27 protein-coding genes and 2 tRNA genes are annotated in these 26,052 nt (G+C 41.3%); 3 read left to right on the forward strand and 26 right to left on the reverse strand.

The window, feature by feature from the left end; all coding sequences use genetic code 11:
• Nucleotides 1–68: 68 nt before the first annotated feature.
• The 6 genes from QM956_RS00715 to QM956_RS00740 form a co-directional block, all read right to left on the reverse strand.
• On the reverse strand, nucleotides 69–458 hold the full coding sequence (locus tag QM956_RS00715) for a YtxH domain-containing protein (RefSeq protein WP_004258510.1): 390 nt from the start codon (nucleotides 456–458) through the stop codon (nucleotides 69–71).
• Between the two features lie 15 nt (nucleotides 459–473).
• Nucleotides 474–857: a DUF948 domain-containing protein gene (locus tag QM956_RS00720; protein WP_000895040.1), complete on the reverse strand. Its 384-nt coding sequence runs from the start codon at nucleotides 855–857 to the stop codon at nucleotides 474–476.
• Complete coding sequence (gene lgt / locus QM956_RS00725; RefSeq protein WP_004258516.1) at nucleotides 858–1,646, reverse strand: prolipoprotein diacylglyceryl transferase; 789 nt, start codon at nucleotides 1,644–1,646, stop codon at nucleotides 858–860. It lies immediately after the preceding gene.
• Nucleotides 1,639–2,577 carry an HPr(Ser) kinase/phosphatase gene (gene hprK / locus QM956_RS00730; protein ID WP_049516049.1) on the reverse strand — a complete coding sequence of 313 codons (939 nt, stop codon included), beginning with the start codon at nucleotides 2,575–2,577 and terminating at the stop codon, nucleotides 1,639–1,641. Before hprK ends, lgt begins: the two co-directional genes overlap by 8 nt.
• A 235-nt stretch (nucleotides 2,578–2,812) precedes the next feature.
• A complete protein-coding gene (gene rpsU, locus QM956_RS00735; protein WP_000048054.1) occupies nucleotides 2,813–2,989 on the reverse strand; it encodes a 30S ribosomal protein S21 in 177 nt (58 codons plus the stop codon).
• A 153-nt stretch (nucleotides 2,990–3,142) separates the two neighbouring features.
• Entirely contained in the window at nucleotides 3,143–3,850 is a 708-nt protein-coding gene (locus QM956_RS00740; protein ID WP_049499531.1) for a glucosamine-6-phosphate deaminase, read from the reverse strand.
• A 150-nt stretch (nucleotides 3,851–4,000) separates the two neighbouring features.
• Between QM956_RS00740 and queA the strand changes: the two genes are divergently transcribed.
• Complete coding sequence (queA, locus tag QM956_RS00745; protein WP_414302074.1) at nucleotides 4,001–5,029, forward strand: tRNA preQ1(34) S-adenosylmethionine ribosyltransferase-isomerase QueA; 1,029 nt, start codon at nucleotides 4,001–4,003, stop codon at nucleotides 5,027–5,029.
• An 80-nt stretch (nucleotides 5,030–5,109) separates the two neighbouring features.
• Here queA and QM956_RS00750 read toward each other — a convergent pair whose 3' ends face one another.
• From QM956_RS00750 to mnmL, 5 genes are all read right to left on the reverse strand, one after another.
• Nucleotides 5,110–5,970, reverse strand: a complete 861-nt coding sequence (locus tag QM956_RS00750) for a YihY/virulence factor BrkB family protein (protein WP_414302075.1) — start codon at nucleotides 5,968–5,970, stop codon at nucleotides 5,110–5,112.
• Between the two features lie 141 nt (nucleotides 5,971–6,111).
• The gene (locus QM956_RS00755; RefSeq protein ID WP_414302076.1) at nucleotides 6,112–8,166 is read right to left on the reverse strand and encodes a cation:proton antiporter; all 2,055 of its coding nucleotides are present in this window, start codon (nucleotides 8,164–8,166) and stop codon (nucleotides 6,112–6,114) included.
• A gap of 11 nt (nucleotides 8,167–8,177) precedes the next feature.
• Nucleotides 8,178–8,432, reverse strand: coding sequence for a hypothetical protein (locus QM956_RS00760; RefSeq protein ID WP_000361085.1), 255 nt, complete (start codon nucleotides 8,430–8,432; stop codon nucleotides 8,178–8,180).
• Nucleotides 8,425–8,982 (reverse strand): tRNA 5-(aminomethyl)-2-thiouridylate-methyltransferase MnmM, encoded by a 558-nt coding sequence (gene mnmM, locus QM956_RS00765; protein WP_265483304.1) that lies wholly within the window; start codon nucleotides 8,980–8,982, stop codon nucleotides 8,425–8,427. Before mnmM ends, QM956_RS00760 begins: the two co-directional genes overlap by 8 nt.
• Entirely contained in the window at nucleotides 8,966–9,922 is a 957-nt protein-coding gene (gene mnmL, locus QM956_RS00770) for a tRNA modification radical SAM protein MnmL/YtqA (RefSeq protein WP_025172881.1), read from the reverse strand. The genes mnmM and mnmL overlap by 17 nt, the downstream gene beginning before the upstream one ends.
• A gap of 91 nt (nucleotides 9,923–10,013) precedes the next feature.
• On the opposite strand from mnmL, the gene QM956_RS00775 reads away from it, so the two are divergent.
• On the forward strand, nucleotides 10,014–10,373 hold the full coding sequence (locus tag QM956_RS00775; RefSeq protein WP_023945634.1) for a DUF3397 domain-containing protein: 360 nt from the start codon (nucleotides 10,014–10,016) through the stop codon (nucleotides 10,371–10,373).
• Nucleotides 10,374–10,453: 80 nt separating this feature from the next.
• On the opposite strand, the gene QM956_RS00780 is transcribed toward QM956_RS00775, so the two are convergent.
• The 15 genes from QM956_RS00780 to cshA form a co-directional block, all read right to left on the reverse strand.
• A complete protein-coding gene (locus tag QM956_RS00780; RefSeq protein ID WP_049502194.1) occupies nucleotides 10,454–10,762 on the reverse strand; it encodes a hypothetical protein in 309 nt (102 codons plus the stop codon).
• A 195-nt stretch (nucleotides 10,763–10,957) separates the two neighbouring features.
• Nucleotides 10,958–11,030: transfer RNA gene (locus QM956_RS00785), tRNA-Thr, on the reverse strand.
• Nucleotides 11,031–11,131: 101 nt separating this feature from the next.
• Nucleotides 11,132–11,917, reverse strand: a complete 786-nt coding sequence (locus tag QM956_RS00790) for an ABC transporter permease (RefSeq protein WP_261117654.1) — start codon at nucleotides 11,915–11,917, stop codon at nucleotides 11,132–11,134.
• Nucleotide 11,918: 1 nt separating this feature from the next.
• Nucleotides 11,919–12,737, reverse strand: coding sequence for an ABC transporter permease (locus QM956_RS00795; RefSeq protein WP_045606003.1), 819 nt, complete (start codon nucleotides 12,735–12,737; stop codon nucleotides 11,919–11,921).
• Nucleotide 12,738: 1 nt separating this feature from the next.
• Complete coding sequence (locus tag QM956_RS00800; protein WP_414302077.1) at nucleotides 12,739–13,731, reverse strand: ABC transporter ATP-binding protein; 993 nt, start codon at nucleotides 13,729–13,731, stop codon at nucleotides 12,739–12,741.
• Between the two features lie 393 nt (nucleotides 13,732–14,124).
• Complete coding sequence (locus tag QM956_RS00805) at nucleotides 14,125–15,006, reverse strand: class II fructose-bisphosphate aldolase (protein WP_023946263.1); 882 nt, start codon at nucleotides 15,004–15,006, stop codon at nucleotides 14,125–14,127.
• 140 nt (nucleotides 15,007–15,146) lie between these two features.
• Nucleotides 15,147–16,475: a sensor histidine kinase VncS gene (vncS, locus tag QM956_RS00810; RefSeq protein ID WP_414302078.1), complete on the reverse strand. Its 1,329-nt coding sequence runs from the start codon at nucleotides 16,473–16,475 to the stop codon at nucleotides 15,147–15,149.
• The gene (gene vncR / locus QM956_RS00815) at nucleotides 16,472–17,128 is read right to left on the reverse strand and encodes a response regulator transcription factor VncR (RefSeq protein ID WP_102211216.1); all 657 of its coding nucleotides are present in this window, start codon (nucleotides 17,126–17,128) and stop codon (nucleotides 16,472–16,474) included. The genes vncS and vncR overlap by 4 nt, the downstream gene beginning before the upstream one ends.
• A gap of 292 nt (nucleotides 17,129–17,420) precedes the next feature.
• A complete protein-coding gene (gene vex3, locus QM956_RS00820; protein ID WP_125456621.1) occupies nucleotides 17,421–18,800 on the reverse strand; it encodes an ABC transporter permease subunit Vex3 in 1,380 nt (459 codons plus the stop codon).
• Between the two features lie 161 nt (nucleotides 18,801–18,961).
• Entirely contained in the window at nucleotides 18,962–19,609 is a 648-nt protein-coding gene (vex2, locus tag QM956_RS00825; RefSeq protein WP_049502390.1) for an ABC transporter ATP-binding subunit Vex2, read from the reverse strand.
• Nucleotides 19,610–19,621: 12 nt separating this feature from the next.
• Nucleotides 19,622–20,899, reverse strand: a complete 1,278-nt coding sequence (locus tag QM956_RS00830) for an ABC transporter permease (RefSeq protein ID WP_261019996.1) — start codon at nucleotides 20,897–20,899, stop codon at nucleotides 19,622–19,624.
• Between the two features lie 137 nt (nucleotides 20,900–21,036).
• A tRNA-Leu gene (locus QM956_RS00835) sits at nucleotides 21,037–21,122 on the reverse strand.
• A 79-nt stretch (nucleotides 21,123–21,201) separates the two neighbouring features.
• Nucleotides 21,202–21,777 (reverse strand): cysteine hydrolase family protein, encoded by a 576-nt coding sequence (locus QM956_RS00840; protein ID WP_261019995.1) that lies wholly within the window; start codon nucleotides 21,775–21,777, stop codon nucleotides 21,202–21,204.
• On the reverse strand, nucleotides 21,777–22,565 hold the full coding sequence (codY, locus tag QM956_RS00845) for a GTP-sensing pleiotropic transcriptional regulator CodY (RefSeq protein WP_115904820.1): 789 nt from the start codon (nucleotides 22,563–22,565) through the stop codon (nucleotides 21,777–21,779). The genes QM956_RS00840 and codY overlap by 1 nt, the downstream gene beginning before the upstream one ends.
• Nucleotides 22,566–22,820: 255 nt before the next feature.
• Nucleotides 22,821–24,395 carry a degradosome RNA helicase CshA gene (cshA, locus tag QM956_RS00850; protein ID WP_414302079.1) on the reverse strand — a complete coding sequence of 525 codons (1,575 nt, stop codon included), beginning with the start codon at nucleotides 24,393–24,395 and terminating at the stop codon, nucleotides 22,821–22,823.
• 329 nt (nucleotides 24,396–24,724) lie between these two features.
• On the opposite strand from cshA, the gene QM956_RS00855 reads away from it, so the two are divergent.
• Entirely contained in the window at nucleotides 24,725–26,041 is a 1,317-nt protein-coding gene (locus tag QM956_RS00855; protein ID WP_261019993.1) for an FAD-containing oxidoreductase, read from the forward strand.
• Nucleotides 26,042–26,052 lie beyond the last annotated feature (11 nt).

Below are 26,052 nucleotides of genomic sequence, written 5' to 3' on the forward strand. Positions count from 1 at the left end.
ACAAAGACAGGCTACGAGAAAAAAATCACCATCCCCAGATACATAGTCCGTCCAGAGATGGTGATGGTTTATTCTTCTGTTATGTCAATAACAATCTCTTCTGATTCATCAAGAGTTTCGGCCTTTTCTTGCCATTGCTCCTTGAGATTATTGAATTGATTTTTTGATGCTTCTGTCGCTTGACGAGCACATGATTTGGCTTGAGCAAGGACACTGTCCACAGTGATTTCACCTGACTCAACCTGTTCTTTGGTTTTCAGAACAAAATCTGTAGCCTGCTCCTTAACTTCTGTTAGTTTTTCACAGACCTGCTCCTTGGCATACTCCGGATCTTCTCTCAAATCATCTAGAAAATCTTGAGCCTGACTGCAAACTTGTTTGCCCTTGTCGCTTGTTAAAAACAAGGCAAGAGCTGCACCTGAAACGGTTCCTAAAAGGATTGAGGATAGTTTACCCATAAGAATTCTCCTTTTTTATTTTTTGAAAAATTTACTTGCAAGACGAAGAGCTGACAGACTTGCACCAGTCTTGAGTGTTTTTGATCCAGCTGATGAAGCTTTCTTGCTCAAGACACGCGCATGGTCATTGAGGTCGGAAACAGATAGAGATAAATCTGCAACAGCACTAAAGAGTGGATCAATCGTTGCTACCTTGACATTAATATCATCTGCCAAGACATTGACCTTAGCCAGCAATTCATTGGTATGATGCAAGGTCACATCCACATCTGAAGTCAAGGTTTTAATCGTCTTCTCTGTTTCATCAATAACACGTCCAAGCTTTTGTACAGTAATGATTAAATACACTAAAAATACAATCAAAGCAAGGGCTACAAGAATATATGCAACTTCTAACATTTAGTTTTCCTCCTCTGAAATATAGTAAGGGGCCTTCTTTCGATTTTGATATAGAATGATAAAAATACCAAGACCGATAAGGACAACTGATAGCCATTGAGACACTCGAAGACCAAAGAACATGAGACTATCTGTCCGCATACCTTCGATGACCATACGACCAAAACCATACCAAATCAAGTAAAAGGCAGTGATATGACCTCGTCTAAGGCTCTTCCATTTTCGTCTGAATATCAAAATTAAAGTAAATCCAAGTAGATTCCATAGAGACTCATAAAGGAAGGTCGGTTGACGGTAGCTCCCCTCAATATACATCTGGTCACGAATAAAGCCAGGTAGATAATCCAGATTATCCACTGCTGCACCATAGGCTTCTTGGTTAAAGAAATTGCCCCAGCGACCCAAACTTTGGGCAATCATGACGCTAGGCGCCGCAATATCTAGGAAATCCCAAGTATTGATGAGTTTACGATCAGCAAAGATATAGAGTACAATAGCCCCAGTTATCAAACCACCGTAAATAGCCAAACCACCATTCCAAATGGCAAAAATTTCTCCCAAGTTCTGACTATAGTAATCAAAACGGAAAATAACATAATAGAGACGAGCTCCTAAAATAGCCAGAGGAAAGGCTATCAAGATAAAATCTAAAATATCGTCTGGTATGATCTTCTTTCTAGGTGCTTCTTTCATGGTCAAATAAACCGCAAGAATCAAGCCTGTTACAATACACAAGGCATACCATCGAATGGCTAGAGGGCCTAGATGAATCGCAATTGGATCAAACATTAGGCACCTCCTCGTTTTGAGCAATGAGATTGGTCAAGCGTTCTTCGAACAAACGCGTCGCATCAAAGCCCATTTCCTTGGCACGATAATTCATGGCAGCAGCCTCAATCACGACAGAGATATTACGACCTGTTTTCACTGGAATGCGGATACGAGGAATGGCTACGCCAGAAATTTCTATTTCCTCTGCATTGTTTCCAAGACGATCAAAAGTTTTATGTGTATCGTAATTTTCCAAATAAACAGCCAGCTGGACTTGTGAAGAATCCTTGACGGCACTCGCACCGTAGAGGCTCATGACATCGATAATCCCAACCCCACGAATTTCAATCAGGTGTCTCAAGATTTCAGCTGGTTCACCCCAAAGAGTAATCTCATCCTTGGCAAAGATATCGACACGATCATCGGCTACCAAGCGGTGACCACGTTTGACAAGCTCTAGACCTGTCTCACTCTTACCGATGCCACTATCACCTTGAATCAAGACACCCATTCCATAGATATCCATCAAGACACCGTGCACACTGGTCCGTTCTGCTAAACGTGAATCCAGATAACTAGATAACTCTCCAGATAAACGACTGGTTGCCGTACGGCTGGTTAAAATGGCAATCTTACATTCTCTGGCTGCCTTTAGCATCTCCTCTGGAACCACCAAACCACGAGCAACAATGACCGCAGGTGTCTCAGGTAGAAACATTTTTTTCAAGACTTGGTAACGGTTGTGAGAGGACATCGAAACGAGATAGGACCACTCCTTCATTCCCAAAAGTTGAATCCGCTCAGGCGTATAATAGTCAAAATAGCCCGTCATTTCAAGACCAGGTCGCGTAATGTCCGCGGTATTAATTTCCTTTTCAAGTAATTCTGGTTCGCCATAGACAATGTCTAGTCTAAGCTTTTCAATCACTTCTTTTACTAAAACCGACATCATTTCCTCCTTCAATCGAGTTCTTTTTACTATTATATCAAATTGTCCTTAGAAGTTTCAGATTTTTGCAGGCTTTGAAGTATTTATTTATACTCAATGAAAATCAAAGAGCAAACTAGGAAACTAGCCGCAGGCTGTACTTGAGTACGGCAAGGCGACGTTGACATGGTTTGAAGAGATTTTCGAAGAGTATTAAAAGAAAAAAGACTAGATTTCTCCAGCCTTTCATTTCTAATTAGAATTTTTTACGTTTACGAGCTGCTTCTGATTTACGTTTACGTTTTACAGAAGGTTTTTCATAGAATTCACGTTTGCGTGTTTCTTGAAGAGTACCAGCTTTAGTAACCGCACGTTTGAAACGACGAAGTGCGTCGTCAAGAGATTCATTCTTACGTACTACTGTTTTAGACATTTTTTTCACTCCCTTCAAGTTCAAGATCTATTCTATTCTACACGTAAAAGGAATAATTGTCAAGAAAAAATCCGGTTTAATTTTGATTTTTTTGCCATTTATTCAAGTCTTGAAAGCATCAATTAAATAGAGAAACTGAAAGAGTTCATTTTTTTATTTTTCTAACAAGCTGAGCGCTTCAGCATCTGCAATGATGGTCACATCAGGGTGATTTTGGAGGCTACTTGCTGGTAGGTTCTCAGTCACTGGGCCAGACACTGTTCCTGCAATGGCTTCTGCTTTCGACTCACCATAAGCAAATAGAAGGATTGACTTGGCATCCAAGATATTTTTAATCCCCATTGAAATGGCTTGAGTTGGGACGTCTTCAATCTTGTCAAAGAAACGTGCGTTTGCTTCAATAGTAGACTTGTCAAGTTCTACAAGGTGAGTTTGACTGTCAAATGGAGTACCGGGTTCATTAAATCCGATATGTCCATTGCGACCGATTCCCAAAATTTGGAGGTCAACTGGATGGTCAGCCAAAACTTGGTTGTAGCGTTCAACTTCAGCTTCAGCATTGTCCTTAACCCCACGAGGCAAGAAACTTTCTTTAAACGGTTTTTGGTTAAACAAGTTTTCTTGCATGAAGTAACGGTAAGACTGTGGATTATCTCCATCAAGTCCTACATACTCATCAAGGTTCACACTGGTTAAATTTGAAAAATCAAGGTCACTCTCAACAATTTCCTTGTAAAATTCAAGTGGGCTACTTCCAGTCGCAAGTCCTAGGGTTTTAGCGCCGTTGGCTATTTTTTCCTTCAAAATCTCAAAAGCAACTTTTCCACCTTCGATTTGGTTTTCAACTTTAATGACTTTCATCTTTTCATCCTCCGCTTTAATCTATATTTATTATATGGTATAGACCAATTTTTGTCAAGTAAAAACGATTTAATTTTCAAAAAAAGAGCGACTATACTTGAAACATGTTATAATGGATAAGATTAGAACTTAGAAAGAATGAACAAATATATGAATACAGCTGATTTTGATTTCCACTTACCCGAGGAATTGATTGCCCAAACGCCTCTTGAAAAACGGGACGCCTCTAAACTCCTCATCGTCAACCGTGAGACGGGAGAAATGCAGGATAAACACTTCCACTCTATTATTGATATGCTGGAACCTGGTGATGCTCTTGTTATGAACGACACCCGAGTTCTCCCTGCCCGCCTCTATGGTCAAAAAGAGGAGACAGGAGGCCATGTGGAACTTCTCCTCCTTAAAAACACTAGTGGAGACGAGTGGGAAGTTCTGGCAAAACCTGCCAAACGCCTCAAGGTCGGCACTCGCGTTAGCTTTGGTGATGGCCGTCTCAGCGCTGTTGTTACGGAAGAATTGACTCACGGGGGCCGCATTGTCCGCTTTGAATACCAAGGAATTTTCCTAGAAGTTTTGGAAAGTCTGGGTGAAATGCCGCTACCGCCTTATATCCATGAAAAACTGGATGACCGTGAACGCTATCAAACTGTTTACGCCAAGGAAAGTGGCTCTGCTGCTGCACCTACTGCTGGTCTTCACTTCACCAAAGAATTGCTGGCAAAAATCCAAGCTAAGGGTGTTCATCTAGTCTATCTGACTCTTCATGTCGGACTCGGAACCTTTAGACCCGTTTCAGTTGACAATCTGGACGAACACGAAATGCACTCAGAATTCTACCAGCTTTCTGAGGAAGCTGCTGCCACCCTTCGCTCTGTTAAGGAAAATGGTGGTCGCGTCATCGCTGTCGGAACCACTTCTATCCGCACCTTAGAGACTATTGGTTCCAAGTTTGATGGGCAAATCCAAGCAGATTCTGGCTGGACCAATATCTTTATCAAACCTGGCTATGAATGGAAGATCGTGGATGCCTTCTCAACCAACTTCCACCTGCCAAAATCAACTCTGGTCATGTTGGTTTCTGCCTTTGCAGGCCGTGAATTAATCTTAGACGCTTATCACCATGCCATTCAAGAACACTACCGCTTCTTTAGTTTTGGTGATGCCATGTTTATCTATTAATTTTCACAATCAAAAAGCGCATATTATCAAGGTTTTATAAAACCTGATAGTATGCGTTTTGTAATGGATAAAAAATGAAATTAATTTATTCTAAAGCTCGGATCTTTCAAACTCTGAACACTGGCATTGATCACCGCGCCGACAATCAAAATCTTAGCGATGAGAATAAACCAGAACATCATGACCACCACGACGACGGAACTGAAAAAACGGACGTCCACTAGATGATTGACATAATTGTTGACATAGACTGAAAAGATATTGAGCAGTAAGACCAGAGTCAACAAGACAAAGGCACTACCTGGCAATACAGAGCGAATCCTTCGCACCTTAACATTGGGCAGGAAATAATAAAGCATGACCAGGATGGCAAAAATCAAGGCATAGACCAAAGGGCCTGTTAGGTCTTGCAGATAATCAAAGAGAGGACTATCCGATTTCCAATAGCTTTTGATAAGGTTGAGGAGCATGCGACCAAAGACACTGAGAAAGAGGGCTAAAGCAAAGAGAATCTGCAAGCCAAAACTGACAAACAAACTCATGAGCTGATGGGAAATCAGTCCACGATTTTTTGCTACTCCGTAAGCTTTATTAAAGGCTTTCTGTAGGAAATTCATGGATTTTGAAAAGGTCCAGAGGGCTGACAAAACCGCAAAACTCAATAAACCCGTTGAAGGTTGGGTCAGCACTTCTGTAATAATCTTTGCGACCACATCATACATGGTATCCGGCAAGAATTCATTGACAACCTTTAAAAAATTAGAAACTGGAATCTGAAAATAAGGGAGGATATTGACCACCACCAAAAGTAGGGGGAAAATCGAAATCAACCAATAGTAGGCCACTGCGACACTGGTCAACTCACTATCTGATGCTTGATAATAATGCAAAAAAGCTTTTACTAAAGACTTGTCTGTCAGCTCTTTCCACCACTTCTTCATGTCACACTCCTTCACTTACAATCTTATACTCAATGAAAATCAAAGAGCAAACTAGGAAGCTAGCCGCAGGTTGCTCAAAACACTGTTTTGAGGTTGCAGATAGAGCTGACGTGGTTTGAAGAGATTTTCGAAGAGTATTAACTAATTTCTTCTTACCAATTCCACCATATCATAAGGCAGGGTATTGGCAGCTTCCTTGAGAGAATAGTTCTCTAAGTTATTCACATTTTGTCGTAATTTCTTGGCATACTTGGTCGTAATCAATCGTTTCTCTTCATATTCGAAAATCAACTTGCGCTCCAGATAATAGCCTCTCAGCATTTCATCGATATTGTTGGGCTTAACACGATTGATAACCCGTTCAACAAAGGCACCACTGGTAATAATAGCTGTTTCTCGGAGACGAGAATCCTGCATAAAGCTGATTAAAGAACTCTTATAAACCCCTTTAAGGTTCTCCAAACTTTCAATAATCATCTCTGTATTTTCTAGATAGAGCTCTGCAATTTGGTCATAGTCAAGGGCTCTGAGTTTCTGTGATTCTTCATTTTTCCAACTACGGAAGGTCTTGCCTAAGGTAAAGACTTCGTGTAGGAGAAAACGTAAAATTCGCAAGGAAACAAGGAAATAATAGGTCAATCGTGAAGCAAACTTGCGATTGATACCTTGTTCCATGTTTTTCAAATAACGTTGGTAGACTCGATAGGCACGCTCACTCATCTTGTCCTCTTCGTAAGCCTGTTCTAAACCATCACTTTCAATACTGAGGATGAGAAGTTTCAAGGCCTCCCAGTCTTCTTGAGACCCCTTATTTTCTTGACTCAGTATGAGATTTTCAATACGTCCATGGTAATTGTCAATGGCTGCATAGAGAGGGAGCTTATTTCTGGTATCTTCCAACTCTTTTTCCAACGCTAGCGTTACTTCATTCAAAATGGCGATATGCATGAGATAATCCTTGCTTTCTTCCTGTTCATCAGAAAGATGAGGCAAGACCACGAGGCCTGTTAAAAAACTTACAAGCGTCACACCTGCGACAAGGAAAAGCAAGAGAGGGTACTCCTGCTCTAGATTACTTGGTATCAGAAGGATTGTAGCAATCGACACGGTTCCCTTAACACCTGAGAATGTCAAAAGAAGCATGTCCTTCATATACTTATTTAGCTTTTTCTTGAGACGTCTAGTCCTATAGGCATAATAACCATAGATCATGACAAAACGAATGGCAAAGAGGACAAAGGTAAGGGCGATAAGAGATCCCAATAAAAGTAAGGGATTATAGATTGGATTGGTCAAGATAGGTTCTGCTATCATTTCCAGCTCCATCCCTAAAATCACAAAGACAGAACCGTTGAGCATAAAGTTCACTGTATGCCAGACCGTCTCGGTCACCGTATCCACTTGGGCTTCGAGGAGTGTAATTTTCTTAAAACGGCTTGCCTTTAAAATCCCAGCAACCACAACGGCAATAATCCCTGAAACATGGACTTCTTCTGACAGGAAGAAGGTCACCAAGGGCAAACTCAATTCCAGAAGGAGCTCACTAGCAATATCCGTTGCGCGCACACTTAGCAAGAATGTGTGAAGGAAACGGTTGACCATGGCTGTTAAAAAGCCAATTAAAAAACCGCCTAGGATTGAAAAGATGAGCGAACTGCTCGCTTGCCCAAGGGAAAAGGCTCCCGTTGTCCAAGCTGTCAAAGCTACCTGAAAGGCAACCAAACCAGAAGCATCATTCAAGAGTCCTTCACCCTTAAGGATATTGGACACGCGCTTAGGAAAGCTAAACCGCTCCGAAAGAGAGGCAAAGGCTACCAAGTCCGTAGGGCCAAGTGCCGCCCCAACAGCCAAGCAAGCCGCCAAGGGAAGACTGAGCCAAAGAAGATGGGACAAGCCACCCAAACTCAGGGTCGAGATGAAAATCACTGGAAATATGAGATAAACAATGATTCGCCAGTGTTTTAAAATAGCCGTAATGTCCGCTTCTTCCGACTCTCGAAAAAGCAAGGGCCCAATAACCAGTGCCAAAAACAACTCTGTATTGAGGTGAAAGTCGGTATTGGGTAAAAAGAGACCAATCACAATTCCCAAAAGAATTTGGACCAAAGGGAGGGGCAAAAAGGGCAGGAGCTTATTGGTTGTACTTGAGACAATCAAGACCAGTAAAAATAGGATGAGGTAAATCAGTAATTCCACGCACGTCCTCCTTAATCTTTTTTACAACAGGATTCAAATATCTCCTTCTGCTCTTTGATTTTTTGGTCAATCTTGGAACAGTCTTTGTGCTCAATTTTTCTCTGGCACCGTTCCATCTCAAGAGCAACTAATTTTTTCTTGATTTTAAGCATTTTTTTGCTCATGTGTGCTTGGTCTAACACACCCACCGCTCGTTCGTGGTGGGTTGATTCGACAAAATTCTGGCGCATGGCATCCAGCTTTTCACGTAGGTATTGTTTATCCATGTCTATATCTCTCTAATTTTTCAATCATCACTAAAAACGGTGGGTTGTTGACTTGGTTCAGGGTTCGGTAAATGGCAGCTGTGTACTCTTGTTGGTTCAACTGGCTGACAAAATCCAAGACAGCATCCCTCTCTAGGTCGCCTCCTTCATGACCATAATAGATCATGATAGCAATCCGTCCACCTTTGACAAGCAAATGACACAGCTTTTCTAATGCTTCAATCGTTGTCTGAGGTTGGGTAATGACTGACTTATCAGCTGATGGCAAATAGCCCAGATTAAAAATCCCTGCCTTGGCTTCTGTCACAAACTGGTCCAGTGTCTCGTGACCTTGCAAGATTAACTGGGCATTTGTCATTCCAGCTTGGTCCAAACGCTCTTGGGTCTTTTCCAAGGCTTGCTCCTGAATATCAAAGGCATAGACTTGCTTAGCTAGTTTCGCTAAAAAAATCGTGTCATGACCATTACCCATGGTCGCATCCACTACGATATCATCCTGAGTCACTACCTCAGCCAAAAAATCATGTGCCATCTCAAGTGGTCTTTTCATTTTCAAACTCCTGTTTTACAGCCTTGCATCCTTGAATACTTCCACGACGTCGCATCTCCATCTCAATGCTGTTGAGCACTTCCCACTTATTGAGGCTCCACATAGGCCCAATCAGCATATCTCTAGGTGCATCTCCTGTGATTCGATGGATGACGATATGCTTGGGAATGATTTCCAGTTGGTCACAGATGACCTTGACATATTCGTCCTGACTCATCAGTTGCAAACGTCCCTCGTGGTAGTCCCGTTGCATACGAGTATTGGTCATCAGGTGAAGCAAGTGCAGTTTAATCCCTTGAATATCGTTATCCGTGACACAACGGCGGACATTTTCAATCATCATCTCATGGGTTTCACCAGGAAGTCCGTTGATCAAATGAGAAACAATCTCAATCTTGGGATATTTTCTCAAACGCTTGACCGTCTCCACGTACAATTCATAGGAGTGGGCACGGTTAATCAGATCAGAGGTTGCCTCATAAGTGGTCTGCAAGCCCAATTCAACCGTCACATGCATGCGTTTCGACAACTCAGCCAAATATTCGATGGTTTCGTCGGGTAAACAGTCTGGGCGCGTTCCAATATTGATTCCTACCACACCTGGCTCGTTGATAGCCTGCTCATAGCGCTCTCGAATAACTTCAACCTTTTCATGGGTGTTGGTAAAATTTTGAAAATAAACCAGATACTTCTGAACATCTGGCCACTTGCGGTGCATAAAGTCAATTTCCTTATAAAATTGCTCACGGATAGGCGCATCTGGTGCTACAATAGCATCTCCAGAACCTGAAACCGTACAAAAAGTACAGCCTCCATGAGCCACAGTTCCATCACGATTGGGACAGTCAAATCCCGCATCAATCGGGACTTTAAAGGTCTTTTCTCCAAAGAGTTTTCGATAATAATCATTCAAGGTGTTATAAGATTTCATAACTTTCATTATAACAAAAAACATCTACAATCTCAAAAGCCTGACTTTCCTATAAATTCCTCTGTTTCTCGTTTCCATTAGCGATTTTTTATGATACAATATGGGTATGATTTTAATGAAATTAGCATCTATTTTATTATTGATACTGACCTTAGTAGTCTGCATTATCATAACCAAACTTTTTAGATTAAAAAAACTAGGACGAAACTTTGCGGATTTGGCTTTTCCAGTCTTGGTATTTGAATATTACCTTATTACAGCTAAAACCTTTACCCATAATTTCCTCCCTAGACTGGGCCTAGCCCTCTCAGTCCTAGCCATTATTCTCGTCTTTTTCTTCCTTCTGAAAAAACGCAGTTTTTACTATCCTAAATTCATCAAATTCTTCTGGCGTGCAGGATTCTTATTAACCCTTGTCATGTATATCGAGATGATTGTTGAATTGATGGCTCAGAAATAAAAAACTAAATCGAAAACACCTCAATCAAACTGAAATACAGTGATTGAAGTGTTTTTTCTTTATCTATTTTTCAATAATTTCTATTTACTCTCTTTATCAGGAAATAGATAACCAATACCTACACAAGCCAGCACACCTGCTCCAATCACCAAGCCACTTGAAATCGGCAATAGATCCAAAATTGCATTCGCAATGATAAAGGCAATAATCAAACACATCAGACTAGCTTTGTAATCTTTTTTCCAAAGATTCTCTAGAGTGAAAAAGAGGAACAATCCTACCGGAATCAGTGACCATAGGCTGACATCCAAACTTGGCCATCCAACAGAACCAAAATACACTACTGTCGCTGCTACTACTAAAAATACAATCCCTAATAATTTTTTCATTTGTTTGTCTCCAATTTCTTTTTTATGAACTTGAGTTATCTGATACTGACTCCTCACGTCCCTTACAAAAATCATTATAGCAGAGGTCAGTGTCAAGAACAAGTGCTTTTGCCTATCTGGTCTCTATATCAGTCTAAGTGGTTAAATCGTTAAGATAAAATAAAAAGAAACCCAGTAGAATGAGTTTCTTCACTTTGCCGATTGCAGGGTTTGAACCTGTGACCTAGGCTTTACGAGTGCCTTGCTCTACCAACTGAGCTAAATCGGCGATTACACTTACAGTATAGCACTCTGAGAATAGGTGTCAAGAAATTTTCATCTCTATTAAAAAAAAGCCTGTCCTGAGACAAGGCTTTGATATTCTATTATTTACGAACCCGCACTTTCGTAGGCATCTAAGCCCCTATCCCAAAGTTTAAGGGAAATGACAAAGAAAACCAGAGAAATCAATATCAAACCTCCGATGTTAAAGATTACATCCTTGTCCTGCAAGAAATAGCTGGCAGGATAGTAGGCCGTAAAGGCAAAAGGTACAATAAAACTGATTAACCAACGAAGAAATGAATTATAAATCGAAATCGGGTACTTGGCAAAGTCATTGAACATATAAAAAATGTAAATCATGGCGCCTGACTGCTTGGTCCAAAAAGCGATACTAGCTGTCGCGATTTTCAAGGAAGTATAAATCAAGGTCGCAAAGGGAATACAGACTAGGAAAAGTAGGAATTTTGGAAGGGTCCAAGCAATGCTGGTCACAGTTGTTGCTAGTAAAATACCCCCGACCAAAAGTTCTCCCAAGGCATCAATCTGAAAAGTCTCAACTAGGATATGAAAGAGAGGATTGATGGGACGAGTCAGATACTTGTCAAACTCACCTTTTCGCACCAAGCGCTGTCCCAGAGCCCAAAGATTGTCAAAAAAGAGATGGTCAAAGCCCTTAGGAATCAAGGAAAAACCATAAATAAAGGCAATTTCTTGAAAAGTCCAACCTTCTAGGGATGGAATATGTTGAAAGATGACATTGAGAAACAAGAGGTTCAATCCTTGAGTCAGAAAGACTCCTAAAACCCCCACCACAAAATCAACCTTATACTCCATGATTTGTTTGATGTATTGTCTGATAAAAATCAGATGCATGCGTTGATATTTTTTCATACTAACCTCCCTGAATGGTGATAAAGGACTGGACTCGTTTCCAAATCAACTGAGACAAGCCCACCATCACTAAGAGCCAGAAAAACTGCAAAGCGAGTGCCTGAAGAATCTGATTGGCATCGTATTTCCCAACAATGATCATGACAGGAGTGTAGATCAAGGATGAAAAAGGCAGGAAGGAGAGAATATCTGAAACAACCTTTGGAAAGAAAGCCAAGGGAATCAAACTTCCTGACATAAAGGCCACTATGGAAGTCTTGAGTAGATTAGAACCCCATAGATTTTTAAAGACAAAGGCTGAAAATCCAAAGCAGATATTAAAGAAAAAGTTGATCAGGTAGGCTAGCGTTAAGCTAAAAAGATAAAGAACAGTTAATCCCAGCACTTCTACCATCCCTTGCCCGGATAAGATTTTCATTAACACGATGACACTTAAAAATGGAAGGCCAACGCTGATAAAAATCAACCACTTGGAACCAAGCTCAGTGAAAAGATAGGAGGCCGCAAAATGCACCGGTCTCAACAAGCGCATGATAATGGAACCATCCTTGACCTCCTCCCCAATCATAAAGGACGAATCTGACCTAGTCAGAAGATTGGTCACAAAACTCATAATGATGTAGAGGGTGATATCTGCCATACTAAAGCCCTGAATCAAGGACTCTTGCGAAGAATCAAAGACAGCCTTCCAGAGATAAAAAGCCACAAAAGCACCCATGACATCGCCGATCCGATAGAGAATAAAGTTGACTCGATAGGTAATCAATTCCTGAACACCTGCATTGATAAAGGGTTTATAACGTCTCCACAATTTGACCATCTTAGAGCTCCTTTCGATAGAAGCGACGGATAATATCCTCAATATTCGTATCTACCATCTTCAAATCTCGGATTTCAAAATCAGACAGGGTTTGCTTGATAATGTCAGCTGACTGGTAGCGAGAACTATCGAATTCAATGTTGAGGCTATTTCCCTGTCTATCAATGGCCATATCAGGCAGGCCTTCATAGTGAGAGACGAGATGACTTTGACCTGGTAGCAGTTCAAAAGAAAGAGTCTTCATCTTTCCAAAGGTTTCCTTGAGCTGGCTCACCGTTCCATCAAAAATCTCCTGCCCCTTATCAATCATAAAGATCCGATTACAGAGCTGCTCAATATCACTCAGATCGTGAGTCGTCAAAAGAATGGTTGTTTCTTCTTCCTGATTGATTTGGGTAATGGCCCGACGAATGTTATCCTTGACCGAAACATCCAAACCAATGGTCGGCTCATCTAAAAAGAGAACCTTGGGATTGTGAAGCAAGGAAGCTGCAATGTCCGCCCGCATGCGCTGCCCTAGTGAAAGAGTCCGCACGGGATCCTTGATAAAGTCCTTCAAATCCAAGACTTCATTTAAAAAATCCATGCGCTTGTGGAAGAGCGAATCCGGCACATCGTAAATCTCTTTTAACACCGTGTAGGTCTCTTGCAGAGCCAAATCCCACCATAGCTGGGTACGTTGTCCAAAGACAACTCCAATATCCTTGACATAATCTTGGCGATTGTCTTGCGGAATTTTGCCGTTAATCCGACAAAAACCAGATGTCGGTTTCAAAATTCCTGTCAGCATTTTAATGGTTGTCGACTTCCCAGCACCATTGGCCCCAATAAAGCCTAAAATTTGTCCTTTTGGAACCTCAAAGGTCAAATCCTTGACCGCTTCAAAGGTCTGCTTTTCAGGATGAATAAAGGAGCGCAAAGCCCCCTTCAAGCCCGGTTCCTTAACAGTCTTCACAAAGTTTTTCTGAAGATGTTCCACTTCTATCATTGCCATATCTATCTCCCTATGTAAGGAATAGCAACATTGTGTTTTTGACTACAAATATTCTAAATCCTTACTTTCTACACCTTCTCAATATTATTACAGAAGGCTTTATACCAACCTATTATAATCCAATAAGAAATGGAATGCAAGCGTTTGCCTAAAGTTTATGAAATTGAAATTTTTTCTCTTAAAGTGGTATTTTTATACTCAATGAAAATCAAAGAGCAAACTAGGAAGCTAGATGCAGGTAGCTCAAAGCACAGCTTTGAGGTTGCAGATAAAGCTGACGTGGTTTGAAGAGATTTTCGAAGAGTATTAGTCCAAAATTCTGGCTTAATAGTCTCCTTAAAACACCAAAAAACCCACCCAATGGGCAGGTTTCATCTGTATTATTCAGCTAGATTAAGCTTTACCTTCTGAACCGAATACGTCGATACGTTCTTCAACTGATGCTTGGATAGCTTTTACACCGTCAGCCAAGAATTTACGTGGGTCGAAGAGTTTTTTCTTGTCGTATTCTGCTTCGTTTGCTTCGTAGTCACGAGCAAATTTACGAGTTGCGTTAGCGAATGCGATTTGGCATTCAGTGTTAACGTTAACTTTCGCAACACCAAGTTTGATAGCTGCTTGGATTTGCTCATCAGGAATACCTGATCCACCGTGCAATACGATTGGGAATCCTGGAACAGCTTCAGTCAATTTTTGCAAGTGATCAAGGTGAAGACCTTTCCAGTTTGCTGGGTAAGGACCGTGGATGTTACCGATACCAGCTGCCAAGAAGTCGATACCAGTTTCAACCATTGCTTTAGCGTCTTCGATTGGAGCCAATTCACCATCACCGATGATTCCGTCTTCTTCACCACCGATAGTACCAACTTCAGCTTCCACTGATACACCATTTGCATGAGCAAATTCTACAACTTTACGAGCTTTTTCAAGGTTTTCTTCAACTGGAAGGTGTGAACCATCAAACATAACTGAAGTATAACCAACTCGGATACACTCAAGTGCATCTTCGTAGTGACCGTGGTCAAGGTGGATAGCTACTGGTACAGTGATACCCATTGATTCAACAAGGTTAGCGATCAAGTTGCGAGCAACTTTGTAACCACCCATGTATTTAGCAGCACCCATTGAAGTTTGAATCAAAACTGGAGCTTTTTTAGCTTCTGCTGCACGCAAGATAGCTTGAGTCCACTCAAGGTTGTTTGTGTTAAATCCACCAACTGCATAACCGTTGTCACGAGCTGCTTGGACAAATTTTTCTGCTGAAACGATTGCCATTTTATCAGGCCTCCTGTATATTTTTATGGGTCATCCCATTTACATTGTTCATTTTATCACTTTTTGACAAAAAAATCTAGTTTTTCCCGCAGTTTCGATTGAATTTCTTCTAGCTTCCTCTATGTAAACCCTTTCTCTCCCTAGTCTTGGGCGACTTTTGGAAAAGCTATGAAGAAGGTCAAACGATTCTCCTTCATCTCAAAACGATAAGGTAATTTTTCATGTTCTAATAGACTCTTGACCACAAAGAGCCCCATCCCAGAACCCTTGGCCTTGCGACTAGCATTGTCAGAAAAAGACTGGGCTAGTTTTTCTTGTTCTTCTGGACTGCAGCTATTTTCTATAAAAAGTTCCCCTTCTCTCTCTCCAATACGAACCAAACTACCTGGAGCAGAATGCTTGATGGCATTGCTGATGAGGTTAGAAAGAATCAACTTCATAACTGATGGGTTTAGACAAGCCTGCTGATGTGTCAAACTATTGTCTATCTGGAGTTCTCTTTCTTTGGCTAGCAAGGCATAATCCTTGACTAGAGTTTGCGTCATCTGGTATAGGTCAATTTCTTCCCTATCATCTCTTAATTCCTGCACAGACGAGAGAGAAAGTATCTGGAGAACGTGGTGATTAAGCTCATCCACAATTCCTAAGGCTACTCCCAGATAGCGGTCTCTATCCTTATAACGACCGACATTTTCTTTCATGTTTTCGATCAGGATTTTCAAACTAGCCAGCGGTGTTTTCAATTCATGAGAAGCCCCTCGTAGGAATTCGACCTTCATCTTTTCCAGCTGGAGAATAGCTTCATTCTTGTCATGCAAGTCCGCAATAACAGTCAAAAGATGTTGGTAGAGGCTATTGATTTGTTCTTTGAGATCACCGATCTCATCCTTGGAATCCACGCGCAATCGCACTTGGGTATCTAGTTCCATCATCCGTCGGGTCACCCGCTTGATTTCCAAAATCGGGGCAACGATAGTCCGAGCATAGATATAGGCCACCAAAAGGGAAATCAGAAAGGATGCCAGCAAGGTATAGGGAAGAAATTGGAGACTGATCTGCTCTGCTTCCTTTTGCAAATCCATGGACGCTAAAAACTGGAGAGTCATGGTACCACCGTCTTGCGTTGTCACCTCGCGCTCCTCGATAAAGAGGGAGGTTGTCTGGCGGTCTGTATCCAGAGGAAGGCTGTCCTTGACTTCTAATTTGTCCTCGGTCATCTCGCCCTTGACGGCCCCCTTGATCTCACTAGTCTGAGAATACAAGTCTAAGACTTGCTCGATATTCTGCCTATCTTTCCCTTCTAGGGAATGGGCAATGGCTGTCGCTTTCTGACCAATGGTTTCCTGACGGTGGGTCAGATAAGTCGAGGGAAAGAGAAAATAAATGGCTAAATGGAGACAGACGACTAGAACACTAAAAATCGAGAAGGTATAGATAAATATCTTTGTAAATAAACCTGTTCGTTTCATTTTCGCTCCAATTTATAACCAACATTGCGCACAGTAAGGATGCAGTCCAGGTCTAGCTTTTTCCGCAGTTCCTTGATATAGACATCAATGACACGGTCAAAGGGAACCTCATCTGTCGCTTTCCAGACGGCATCGATTATCTGAGATCGGGTCAAGGCCCTTCCTTCATTTTTCACCAAGTAGTCAAGGATTTCTAACTCTTTGGCATTGATAGGCACTTCTTGACCTGCTAGGCTAGCACTGTAGCTCTCAAAGTCTACCTTGGCATCCTTATAGGAGAAGATTCGTCCCATATCATAATAGCGCTTGAAAATCGCGTCCACCCTCACTTTTAAGAGGGAGAGAGAGAAGGGCTTTTCCAGATAGCCATCTGCCAGAGAGGCAAAGGCACTCATCTTATATTCCTCATCCTGAAAGGCGGTAAGCATCAAGACAGGAACCTGGCTGGTTTTGCGAATCTCAGCTAGCACTTCCAGACCATTGAGTTTAGGCATCTGGATATCCAGTAAAACCAAGGCCACCTCATAGCTGGAAAATTTTTCTAAGGCTTCTTGCCCATCTGCAGCCTCAATGGTTTCATAGCCACAATCCGTCAAATAATCACTGATACCCTCACGGATCATCTCTTCATCTTCTACAATTAAAATTTTCATAGAAAAATCTTTCACATTCCTTTAAATTTCTTGTAAATTATATCAGTTTCATCCTGAAAGGAAGAAGCCTTATACTCAATGAAAATCAAAGAGCAAACTAGGAAGCTAGCAGCAGGTTGCTCAAAGCACTGCTTTGAGGTTGTAGATAGAACTGACGAAGTCAGTAACATATATACGGCAAGGTGAAGCTGACGTGGTTTGAAGAGATTTTCGAAGAGTATTATCAAGATGAAATAGATAAAAATGCTACCTATATTATACCCCATTTAGGGGAGAATAGGTAGCAAGTTTGTTATTCACCATCTAGCAAGAGCTCTTTTGGTTGTTTTCTGAGGAGATTGCTTGAAGCAAGCGCCATAACGAGAACCACTAGGACCAAGGCAAGGACAAAGACAATGATAAAGTCCGATGTCTGAATGGAAATATCTAGGCTCGACAAGGTCTTGCTAAAGCCATCTACCTCTGCACCACCACCAAGGTTAGAGGCTTGAGCAGCCTTGCTAGCTTGCTTGGCAACACCTGAAGTGACATTGGCAAGAACAGTATTTCCGATTGCACGCGCTGTGTAAGTAGCTAAGAAGTAAGCAGAAACAAGAGCAGGGATGGCAATCAAGATGGATTCAGTGATGAATTGACCCAAGATACTTGCCTGCTTGAGACCGATAGAGAGGAGGATTCCCACCTCCTTGCGACGGGCGTTAATCCAAAGGCTGAGCAAGAGGGCAAGGAGAAGAACTGAGAAGCTCAAGCTACCCCAGAATAGGAGATTGGCCATCTTGTACATACCAGAAATGGATTGCTCTAGAGCTGGGTAGTTAGAGGAGCTCTTAACGAGTGTATAGCTCTTCCAGTTGATACCGCTGATGCCATTCAACTCTTTCATAACATCATCCAAGTTCTTGTCCGCTGTTACAAAGAAGGTTGCATCCCCATAAATAGCTGTATCTTCTGTGTATCCATAAAGTTTCGCAGCAGTGTGAATGTCTGTGATAGCTGTGTTTTCATAGAGTTCTTGCGAGTAGGTTACTGCTGACTTATTGTGACCATCAAAGAGTCCCTTGATTGTCACTTCGACTGTTTCCTTGGCACCTTTTTCATTGTCTGCATCATAGATATTGGAGTCCAGTTTGACCTTGTCCCCTACTTTCCAGCCGTGTTTGGCTGCCAAGTCCTTGTGCAGGAGGATCTTGTCCTTGTCGTCGTTTGTTAAGTGCTCTCCTTCAACCAATTTATAAGAACCAGAGACAAACTTGTCTTCTTTAGAGGAGTCATTGACACCTGTAATCATCAAGCTACTTCCAAAATGTTTAGCACGGTCAGGTGTCAGATTTTTCTTGGTTTCTGGAGTTTCGATAAGTTCATATCCAGTCAAATCTCCGATAGCGTTGATGCGTTTCACATAAGACTCAATGGCCTTATTTTCGGTGATTTTTTTGATATCTTCACCCTTGATATTCCCAGCACCACGTGGCGTTCCTTGATTGACGCGACGATTGATTTGCATGGAGAAGCTGTTGGTGATATTTTTAAAGGTCTCCTGAGAAGCCTTGGCAGTAGCTCCCTTGATCGACAAGCCGACCAAACTCAAGCTCGCCATGAGGAGAATAATCAGGAAGATGACAATCGATTTGAAAAACTTCCTTGTAACATAGGCAAATGCATTGTGTAACATAGGTTCCCTTTCTAGATTTTGTTCTATTTTATAGTTCTGATACTCAATGAAAATCAAAAAGCAAACTAGGAAGCTAGCCGTAAGCTGTACTTGAGTACGGTAAGGCGACGCTGACGTGGTTTGAATTTGATTTTCGAAGAGTATAACAGAAAAAGCTCATATTATTTCGTCGTATTGCGAGTTTCAGTCAGTTTCTTGTCCTTCAACTCAAGTGTAATATCTGATGCTTGCGCCACTTCTTTACTGTGTGTGACGACGATTACACATTTACCTGTTTTCCGGGCAAGTGATTTGAGCAGTTCGACAATATCTCCAGCAGTTTTAGGGTCCAGATTTCCTGTTGGCTCATCCGCTAGAATAACTGGAGCTTCTGATACCAAACTACGAGCAATGGCAACACGTTGCTGTTGACCCCCTGATAACTGGAGAACATTCCGCTTGATCTGACTTTCATCCAGACCAAGTTCAAGAAGTGTATCCTTACTTGCCTTTTTATTGACCAAGCGGATATTTTCCAGTGGAGAAAGATAATCTATCAAGTTATAATTTTGAAAGACCAGGGAAATATGGTGCATGCGATGGTAGGAATAACCCTTCTTACGAATGTCCTCTCCTTGGAAAAGGATAGAACCTTCAACAGGACTATCTAGACCAGCCAGTAGGGACAAGAGAGTGGATTTCCCTGCTCCTGACTCCCCAATAATACTGTAAAATTTCCCGGGTTCAAAATTATAATTGATCTGATATAGGACTGCTTCAGCAGTGTTCTTATAACGGTAGGTAACATCTTGTAATTGTAATAAAGTCATGATTTCTCCTTCTTAACTAATAGATGATAAAATTTCTTTCGGCGATTTTCTAAATAAGAATAGGAAACAAAGGGCTACAGATAAGCAACTGAGCAGAACTAGAAAAACATAGGATTCTGCAAATGATAATAAACTACTTGATAGACCACTTGCTTTGGCTAGCGTGTCTTGTAAGCTTACCTGCTCTCCACTTGCTAATAGAGTTTGGAGTAGGTAAGATGTGATGGCGTTTCCTGCAACAAATGCTGGAAGCAAAGCTCCGAAAGATACCAAAACTACCTCTAAACAGAATTGTAGGAAGATCGAGCTCTTGCCTTTTCCAAGTGCAAGTAAAATCCCCACTTCGTAGACTCTTTCTCTCAACCAGAGAGACAAGACCAAAATTAAGGCTCCTGCTCCTGCTATCATAATCCCATAAAGGAAAATGGTCAGAAAGGTTTGGAAGGTTGCAACTGAATCCTTGATTTGTTCAAAGGCCTTGTTTTCTTTCTCAACTTGGTAGCCGTTATTTTCCAAAGCCAAATTTTCCACCTGCTTCAAGAGTCCGTCCATTTCCTTAGGATTTTCTACATAGAAGCGAGCTGCAGTGACTTGAGGTTCACCATTACCCAAAAGGCTTTGGCTACTTTCATAGTCTGTAAAGACCTGGTTTTCACTGAAGTCAGAAGATAAGCCCGTGAATTTCTCCTGTTTTTTACCAGAAAAGATGCCAACAATCTCAAACTCAACTGTCTGTCCCTTGCCAGATTCTGACTGTCCAGCATCCAAGCGAAGCTTGTCATGAAGCGAAAGACCGTTCTTCTTAGCCAACTCTTCGTGGATCAGAATTTTCTTGGAATCCCCTTTTTGAAGGTGTCGCCCTTCTTTTAAGTTGAAAGCCGAGCTGGTAAAGGTCACATCCTTAGATGAATCCTCAAGAGCCGTTAAGCTAACCAGGTTCCTGTCCGCAGCTGACAAATCATCACGCTCCACGCTCTGATCTCCACTCACCGCTTCCTTGTCTTTTAACTTTGCGACCGTCTCGAGTTCAGGAGAGATATTTCCCAGCCCCTTAATCTTGCTAACTGATGCTAGGTCCGATAACTTGAAGGTCTGACCATTTTCTATCTTCTTAATAGAAAAAGATGTATTGAGTGATTTGTAAAGATTGGTTTCCACTGTTTTGTTGGACTTCATCAGCGTCAAACAGGCTGAAATTCCTGCTAAGAGGACCAATAAAATCAGAAATAAAATAAAACTTCTCAGTCGTTTTCTACTGACATAAGCCCAAGCTCTTTGGATTGGATTCATTTGTCACCTCCATATTTGTAAGACTATTATAAAATCCAAATATGAAATGTTTATGAAATACAAAAAAAGAGCAAAAATTTTTTTGCTCTACTTTAATTAGATGAAAAAAGAGCTAGCCTAAGCTAACTCTTATCCTATGCGGAGAGAGGGACTTGAACCCTCACGACCTAAAGCGGTCACAGGATCCTTAGTCCTGCGCGTCTGCCAATTCCGCCATCCCCGCGTCGATTACTTTACTAGTATATCAACTTTTAGGATGCTTGTCAACACTTTTTTCAATTTTTTTCATTTCATCAACCAAATTACTCTGAAATTTCATTTAGATTTTCATCTACTAACTTAGCTCCGAGTGTATTTTTGAAATGATCTAGGGCAAATTGATGATTTTCAGGCCAGATGGAAGCAACAGCTGGTTTAACAATCTCGATGTCATATCCTAGATTATAGGCATCTATAGCTGTATGCAGGACACAGATATCCGTCAAGACACCCGTTAAGATAACGGTAGAAATTCGACGCTCTCTCAAACGGATATCCAGGTCAGTCCCTGAAAAAGCAGAGTAATGGCGTTTATCCATCCAAAAGACACGACTGTCTGAACCATGCTCTTGATAAAACTCCCCCAAATCTCCATATAAATTCCGTCCACTAGTCCCAATCAAATTATGAGGAGGAAATAGCTTGCTTTCTGGATGGAAACAATCGTTTTCTTCGTGAGCATCGATGGTAAAGAAGATATAATCTCCGCGTTCAAAAGCTAATCGAGTCACCTTGCTAATAGCTTCCGAAATAGCCTGAGCTGGAGCACCTGCTGTCAATTTTCCACTATCTGCAACAAAATCTTCTGTATAGTCAATCGAAATTAAAGCCTTAGTCATTAGTAATCTCTTTTCTTCACTTCTTCAAAAATATCTGAAATCAAGACCTTAAGATAGGTTCCCTTCATTCCAAGTGAGCGACTTTCAATAATTCCTGCAGATTCAAGTTTACGAAGGGCATTGACAATCACAGAACGGGTGATTCCGATACGGTCTGCAATCACTGACGCAGTCAACTGCCCTTCATTTCCATTTAATTCCCCTAAAATTGCTGAAACAGCACGGAGTTCGGAGTAAGAAAGGGTATTAACCGCCATGGTAACAGCAGTACGGCGGCGAATATTTTTCTCATCTTCTTCACGTTGGAAATTAAGAAGTTGAATCCCAACAACGGTACTCGCAATCTCAACAAGAATCAAGTCCTCGTCTTCGAATTTTTTATCATTGCGCCAAATAATCAAAGAACCAAGGCGAATCCCTGATACATGAATCGGTGCAATGGTCGTCAAACCATCTGGAAAATCCGAACGACTCTCTACAGGGAAAATACTCAAATCATGATCAACTGTCAGATTGGCTTCTGTATCGTAAATCATGTTCGCACCTTGAATGTAGTCATCTGGGAAAATCTTAGTTTGGAAGAACTGCTCTACACGATCTGTATTGGTTTTGTAACGCATAAAATAGCCAAGGAGACGTCCCTTGCTATTAACGATACAGGCGTTACAGTCAATAATATCTGCCAATTGACGGGTAATCGCATTGTAGGGAAGTTCTTCCTGCAACTGCTCGTCTGAACGCTTCAGGATAGAAGTAATTTTTCTAGTTTTTTCTAATAAATGTGCCATTTTTCACCTCGAATTTAATCGCTATCATTATAACATAAACAGCTTGAATTTTCAATTATTATCTGAAAATTGCTTATTTAATTGCAATTAAAAAAAACAAGAATATTTTTAATTAAATTGCTTCTTTTCTATTGACAAGCCCCCTATTTTTGTGTATTATAATATTACAAGAAGATAATATATCTATTTTATTTATCTTTCTTTTCCATTCGGTCTCCTTATATAAAAAAGCGATTCATTTTGAACCGCTTTTTCTTATTTATCGCCCTTGTTACGAATCACAAAGCCTGTTTGCTTTTCACTTGAAGTATTGCGTGGTTTTTTATTATCCTTACGGTAACGTTTTTCCTTATCAAAACGATCATTGCCACGACTTCCTTTTTTGAAATCATCACGACGACCATTGCCACGGCGATCACGGTCTCGACGGTCGTCCCCACGACGGCCTCCACGACCTCCCTTAGCGTTACCACCGAAGCCATTACCTGATGGTTTAAATGGCAGTGGTTTTTCACGTGCAATCTCCACTTCAGGAAGACTATCTGGGTCTTGAACAGTCAGACTCAAGATATACATTGCCAATTCTTCTGGAGTAAATTCGGCAGCTAGCTTACGAGCATCCTTACCAAATTTCTCAAAGTTGGCACGGATAGTCTCATCTGCAAAATCACGTTCAATTTTCTTGAGAGCTACGTGTTTTTTAGCTTGGAAGGCTTCTTCTGCACTTGCAGGTTTGAGGCCTTTCATGCGTTTCTTAGTCAAGTTTTCAATGATTTGGAGGTAGCCCATTTCATTTGGTGATACGAAAGTAATAGACTGACCTGACTTACCAGCACGACCTGTACGACCGATACGGTGAACATAACTTTCAGGATCTTGTGGAATATCGTAGTTATAGACATGGGTCACACCTGAAATATCCAAGCCACGCGCTGCAACGTCCGTCGCAACTAGAACATCCAGATTACCGTTTTTAAAATCACGAAGGACACGAAGACGTTTGTTTTGGTCTAGGTCTCCATGAATTCCTTCTGCACGGAAGCCACGGATTTTCAAACCACGAGTCAATTCATCTACACGACGTTTTGTACGACCAAATACGATAGCAAGTTCTGGTTGTTCCACATCCATGAGACGAGTCATGGTATCAAATTTTTCTTGCTCTTTAACTCGGATATAGTATTGGTCAACCAATTCTGTTGTCAATTCCTTAGCCGCAATCTTCACATGCTCAGGTTCTTTCATAAACTGAACACCGATACGTTTGATGGCATCTGGCATAGTTGCTGAGAAAAGTAAGGTTTGACGGTTTTCAGGGACACGAGAAATGATAGCTTCGATATCTTCAAGGAAGCCCATGTTGAGCATTTCATCCGCTTCGTCAAGAATAAGAGTTTCAATATCTTGTAATTTCAAGGCCTTGCGTTTAATCAAGTCCAAAAGGCGACCAGGTGTTCCCACCACGATATGGGCACCAGATTTAAGAGCCTTAATTTGTTTTTCAATGCTTGATCCACCATATACTGAGCGAACCTTGACTCCCTTACTGCGACCAAAGCGGAAGAGTTCTTCTTGACTTTGGACAGCTAGTTCACGAGTTGGAGCGATGACCAAGGCTTGAATGGTCGCTTCTTCTGTACGAATTTTTTCAAGAGTAGGCAAGCCAAAGGCTGCAGTTTTTCCTGTACCAGTCTGAGCTTGACCGATAACGTCCTTACCTTCAAGGGCCAAAGGAATAGTTTGTTCTTGGATCGGACTGGCTTCTACAAAACCAGCTTTTTCAATCTCTGCTAGCAAATCAGCAGACAAGTTTAATTCATTAAATTTCACGTTATTCTTCTTTCTAAAGGTGGTGCGAAGCCACCCTATAGGGCTTAGTTTATACTTTTCTTTTTATGACGTATTTTCATATACTGGATACAAAATCGTGTTGCTTCTTTTCCACAAAAGAAAAGTACTGTTTTCTTTGCAACCTATCTAGTATAACACAAGAACAGAGCAAAAGATAGCCCAATCCATCGATAAACTCATGTAAACGATTTTTCAGAGAAAATAAGGATGAAATTTCCACTATTTCATAAACTTTTTTAAAGCGTAGCAGAATTGTGCAAAAGTTTTTTTCTTGTGCTAGAATGAAAATCGAATAGGAGGAACTCTAAATGTTAACTTATGATTTAATCGTTATCGGATTTGGTAAAGCTGGTAAAACACTAGCTGGTAAATTGGCTTCAGCTGGTAAAAAAGTTGCCCTCATTGAACGTAGCAAAGCTATGTACGGTGGAACTTGTATCAACATTGGTTGTATCCCAACTAAAACTTTGCTAGTTGCTGCTGAGAAAGACTTGTCTTTTGAAGAAGTGATTGCTACCAAAAACACGGTCACTGGTCGCCTCAACGGTAAAAACTATGCTACTGTTGCTGGTACAGGCGTCGATATCTTTGATGCGGAAGCTCACTTCCTTTCAAACAAAGTCATCGAAATCCAAGCTGGTGATGAAAAGAAAGAACTGACTGCTGAAACAATCGTCATCAACACTGGTGCTGTTTCAAATGTCTTGCCAATCCCTGGACTCGCTACAAGCAAAAACGTCTTTGACTCAACAGGTATCCAAAACTTGGACAAATTGCCTGAAAAACTTGGAGTCCTTGGTGGTGGAAATATCGGTCTTGAATTTGCTGGTCTTTACAACAAACTTGGAAGCAAGGTTACAGTCCTAGATGCCTTGGATACATTCCTACCTCGTGCAGAACCTTCCATCGCAGCTCTTGCTAAACAATACATGGAAGAAGACGGTATTGAATTGCTTCAAAATATCCGTACTACTGAAATCAAAAACGACGGTGACCAAGTCCTTGTCGTAACTGAAAATGAAACTTACCGTTTCGACGCCCTTCTCTACGCAACTGGACGTAAGCCAAACGTAGAACCACTTCAACTTGAAAATACAGACATTGAACTTACTGAACGTGGCGCTATTAAAGTAGATAAACATTGTCAAACAAACGTTCCTGGTGTCTTTGCAGTTGGGGATGTCAACGGTGGTCTTCAATTTACTTACATTTCACTTGATGACTTCCGTGTTGTTTACAGCTACCTTGCTGGAGATGGCAGCTACACGCTTGAAGATCGTCTCAATGTACCAAACACCATGTTTATCACACCTGCCCTTTCACAAGTCGGTTTGACTGAAAGCCAAGCAGCTGATTTGAAACTTCCATACGCCGTTAAGGAAATTCCTGTTGCAGCCATGCCTCGTGGTCACGTGAACGGAGACCTTCGCGGAGCCTTCAAAGCTGTTGTTAATACTGAAACAAAAGAAATTCTTGGAGCAAGCATCTTCTCAGAAGGTTCTCAAGAAATCATCAACATCATCACTGTTGCTATGGACAACAAAATTCCTTACACTTACTTCACAAAACAAATCTTCACTCACCCAACCTTGGCTGAGAACTTGAATGACTTGTTTGCGATTTAAGTTGAGATTTA

Source organism: Streptococcus mitis (assembly GCF_047460035.1).
Classification (GTDB): Bacteria; Bacillota; Bacilli; order Lactobacillales; family Streptococcaceae; genus Streptococcus; species Streptococcus mitis_DW.

Coding starts and splice junctions, on each gene's coding strand:
- mnmL (WP_025172881.1), bottom strand. CDS start 9,922: ATGAAAGTTATGAAATCTTATAACACCTTGAATGATTATTATCGAAAA.
- QM956_RS00805 (WP_023946263.1), bottom strand. CDS start 15,006: ATGGCAATCGTTTCAGCAGAAAAATTTGTCCAAGCAGCTCGTGACAAC.
- codY (WP_115904820.1), bottom strand. CDS start 22,565: ATGGCACATTTATTAGAAAAAACTAGAAAAATTACTTCTATCCTGAAG.
- QM956_RS00840 (WP_261019995.1), bottom strand. CDS start 21,777: ATGACTAAGGCTTTAATTTCGATTGACTATACAGAAGATTTTGTTGCA.
- QM956_RS00780 (WP_049502194.1), bottom strand. CDS start 10,762: ATGAAAAAATTATTAGGGATTGTATTTTTAGTAGTAGCAGCGACAGTA.
- vncR (WP_102211216.1), bottom strand. CDS start 17,128: ATGAAAATTTTAATTGTAGAAGATGAAGAGATGATCCGTGAGGGTATC.
- rpsU (WP_000048054.1), bottom strand. CDS start 2,989: ATGTCTAAAACAGTAGTACGTAAGAATGAATCTCTTGACGACGCACTT.
- QM956_RS00855 (WP_261019993.1), top strand. CDS start 24,725: ATGTTAACTTATGATTTAATCGTTATCGGATTTGGTAAAGCTGGTAAA.
- QM956_RS00760 (WP_000361085.1), bottom strand. CDS start 8,432: ATGGATAAACAATACCTACGTGAAAAGCTGGATGCCATGCGCCAGAAT.
- QM956_RS00800 (WP_414302077.1), bottom strand. CDS start 13,731: ATGGCAATGATAGAAGTGGAACATCTTCAGAAAAACTTTGTGAAGACT.
- vncS (WP_414302078.1), bottom strand. CDS start 16,475: ATGAAACGAACAGGTTTATTTACAAAGATATTTATCTATACCTTCTCG.
- lgt (WP_004258516.1), bottom strand. CDS start 1,646: ATGTTTGATCCAATTGCGATTCATCTAGGCCCTCTAGCCATTCGATGG.
- vex2 (WP_049502390.1), bottom strand. CDS start 19,609: ATGACTTTATTACAATTACAAGATGTTACCTACCGTTATAAGAACACT.
- QM956_RS00740 (WP_049499531.1), bottom strand. CDS start 3,850: ATGAAAGTCATTAAAGTTGAAAACCAAATCGAAGGTGGAAAAGTTGCT.
- queA (WP_414302074.1), top strand. CDS start 4,001: ATGAATACAGCTGATTTTGATTTCCACTTACCCGAGGAATTGATTGCC.
- mnmM (WP_265483304.1), bottom strand. CDS start 8,982: ATGAAAAGACCACTTGAGATGGCACATGATTTTTTGGCTGAGGTAGTG.
- QM956_RS00790 (WP_261117654.1), bottom strand. CDS start 11,917: ATGAAAAAATATCAACGCATGCATCTGATTTTTATCAGACAATACATC.
- vex3 (WP_125456621.1), bottom strand. CDS start 18,800: ATGTTACACAATGCATTTGCCTATGTTACAAGGAAGTTTTTCAAATCG.
- QM956_RS00720 (WP_000895040.1), bottom strand. CDS start 857: ATGTTAGAAGTTGCATATATTCTTGTAGCCCTTGCTTTGATTGTATTT.
- hprK (WP_049516049.1), bottom strand. CDS start 2,577: ATGTCGGTTTTAGTAAAAGAAGTGATTGAAAAGCTTAGACTAGACATT.
- QM956_RS00750 (WP_414302075.1), bottom strand. CDS start 5,970: ATGAAGAAGTGGTGGAAAGAGCTGACAGACAAGTCTTTAGTAAAAGCT.
- QM956_RS00775 (WP_023945634.1), top strand. CDS start 10,014: ATGGGTATGATTTTAATGAAATTAGCATCTATTTTATTATTGATACTG.
- QM956_RS00830 (WP_261019996.1), bottom strand. CDS start 20,899: ATGAATCCAATCCAAAGAGCTTGGGCTTATGTCAGTAGAAAACGACTG.
- QM956_RS00715 (WP_004258510.1), bottom strand. CDS start 458: ATGGGTAAACTATCCTCAATCCTTTTAGGAACCGTTTCAGGTGCAGCT.
- QM956_RS00795 (WP_045606003.1), bottom strand. CDS start 12,737: ATGGTCAAATTGTGGAGACGTTATAAACCCTTTATCAATGCAGGTGTT.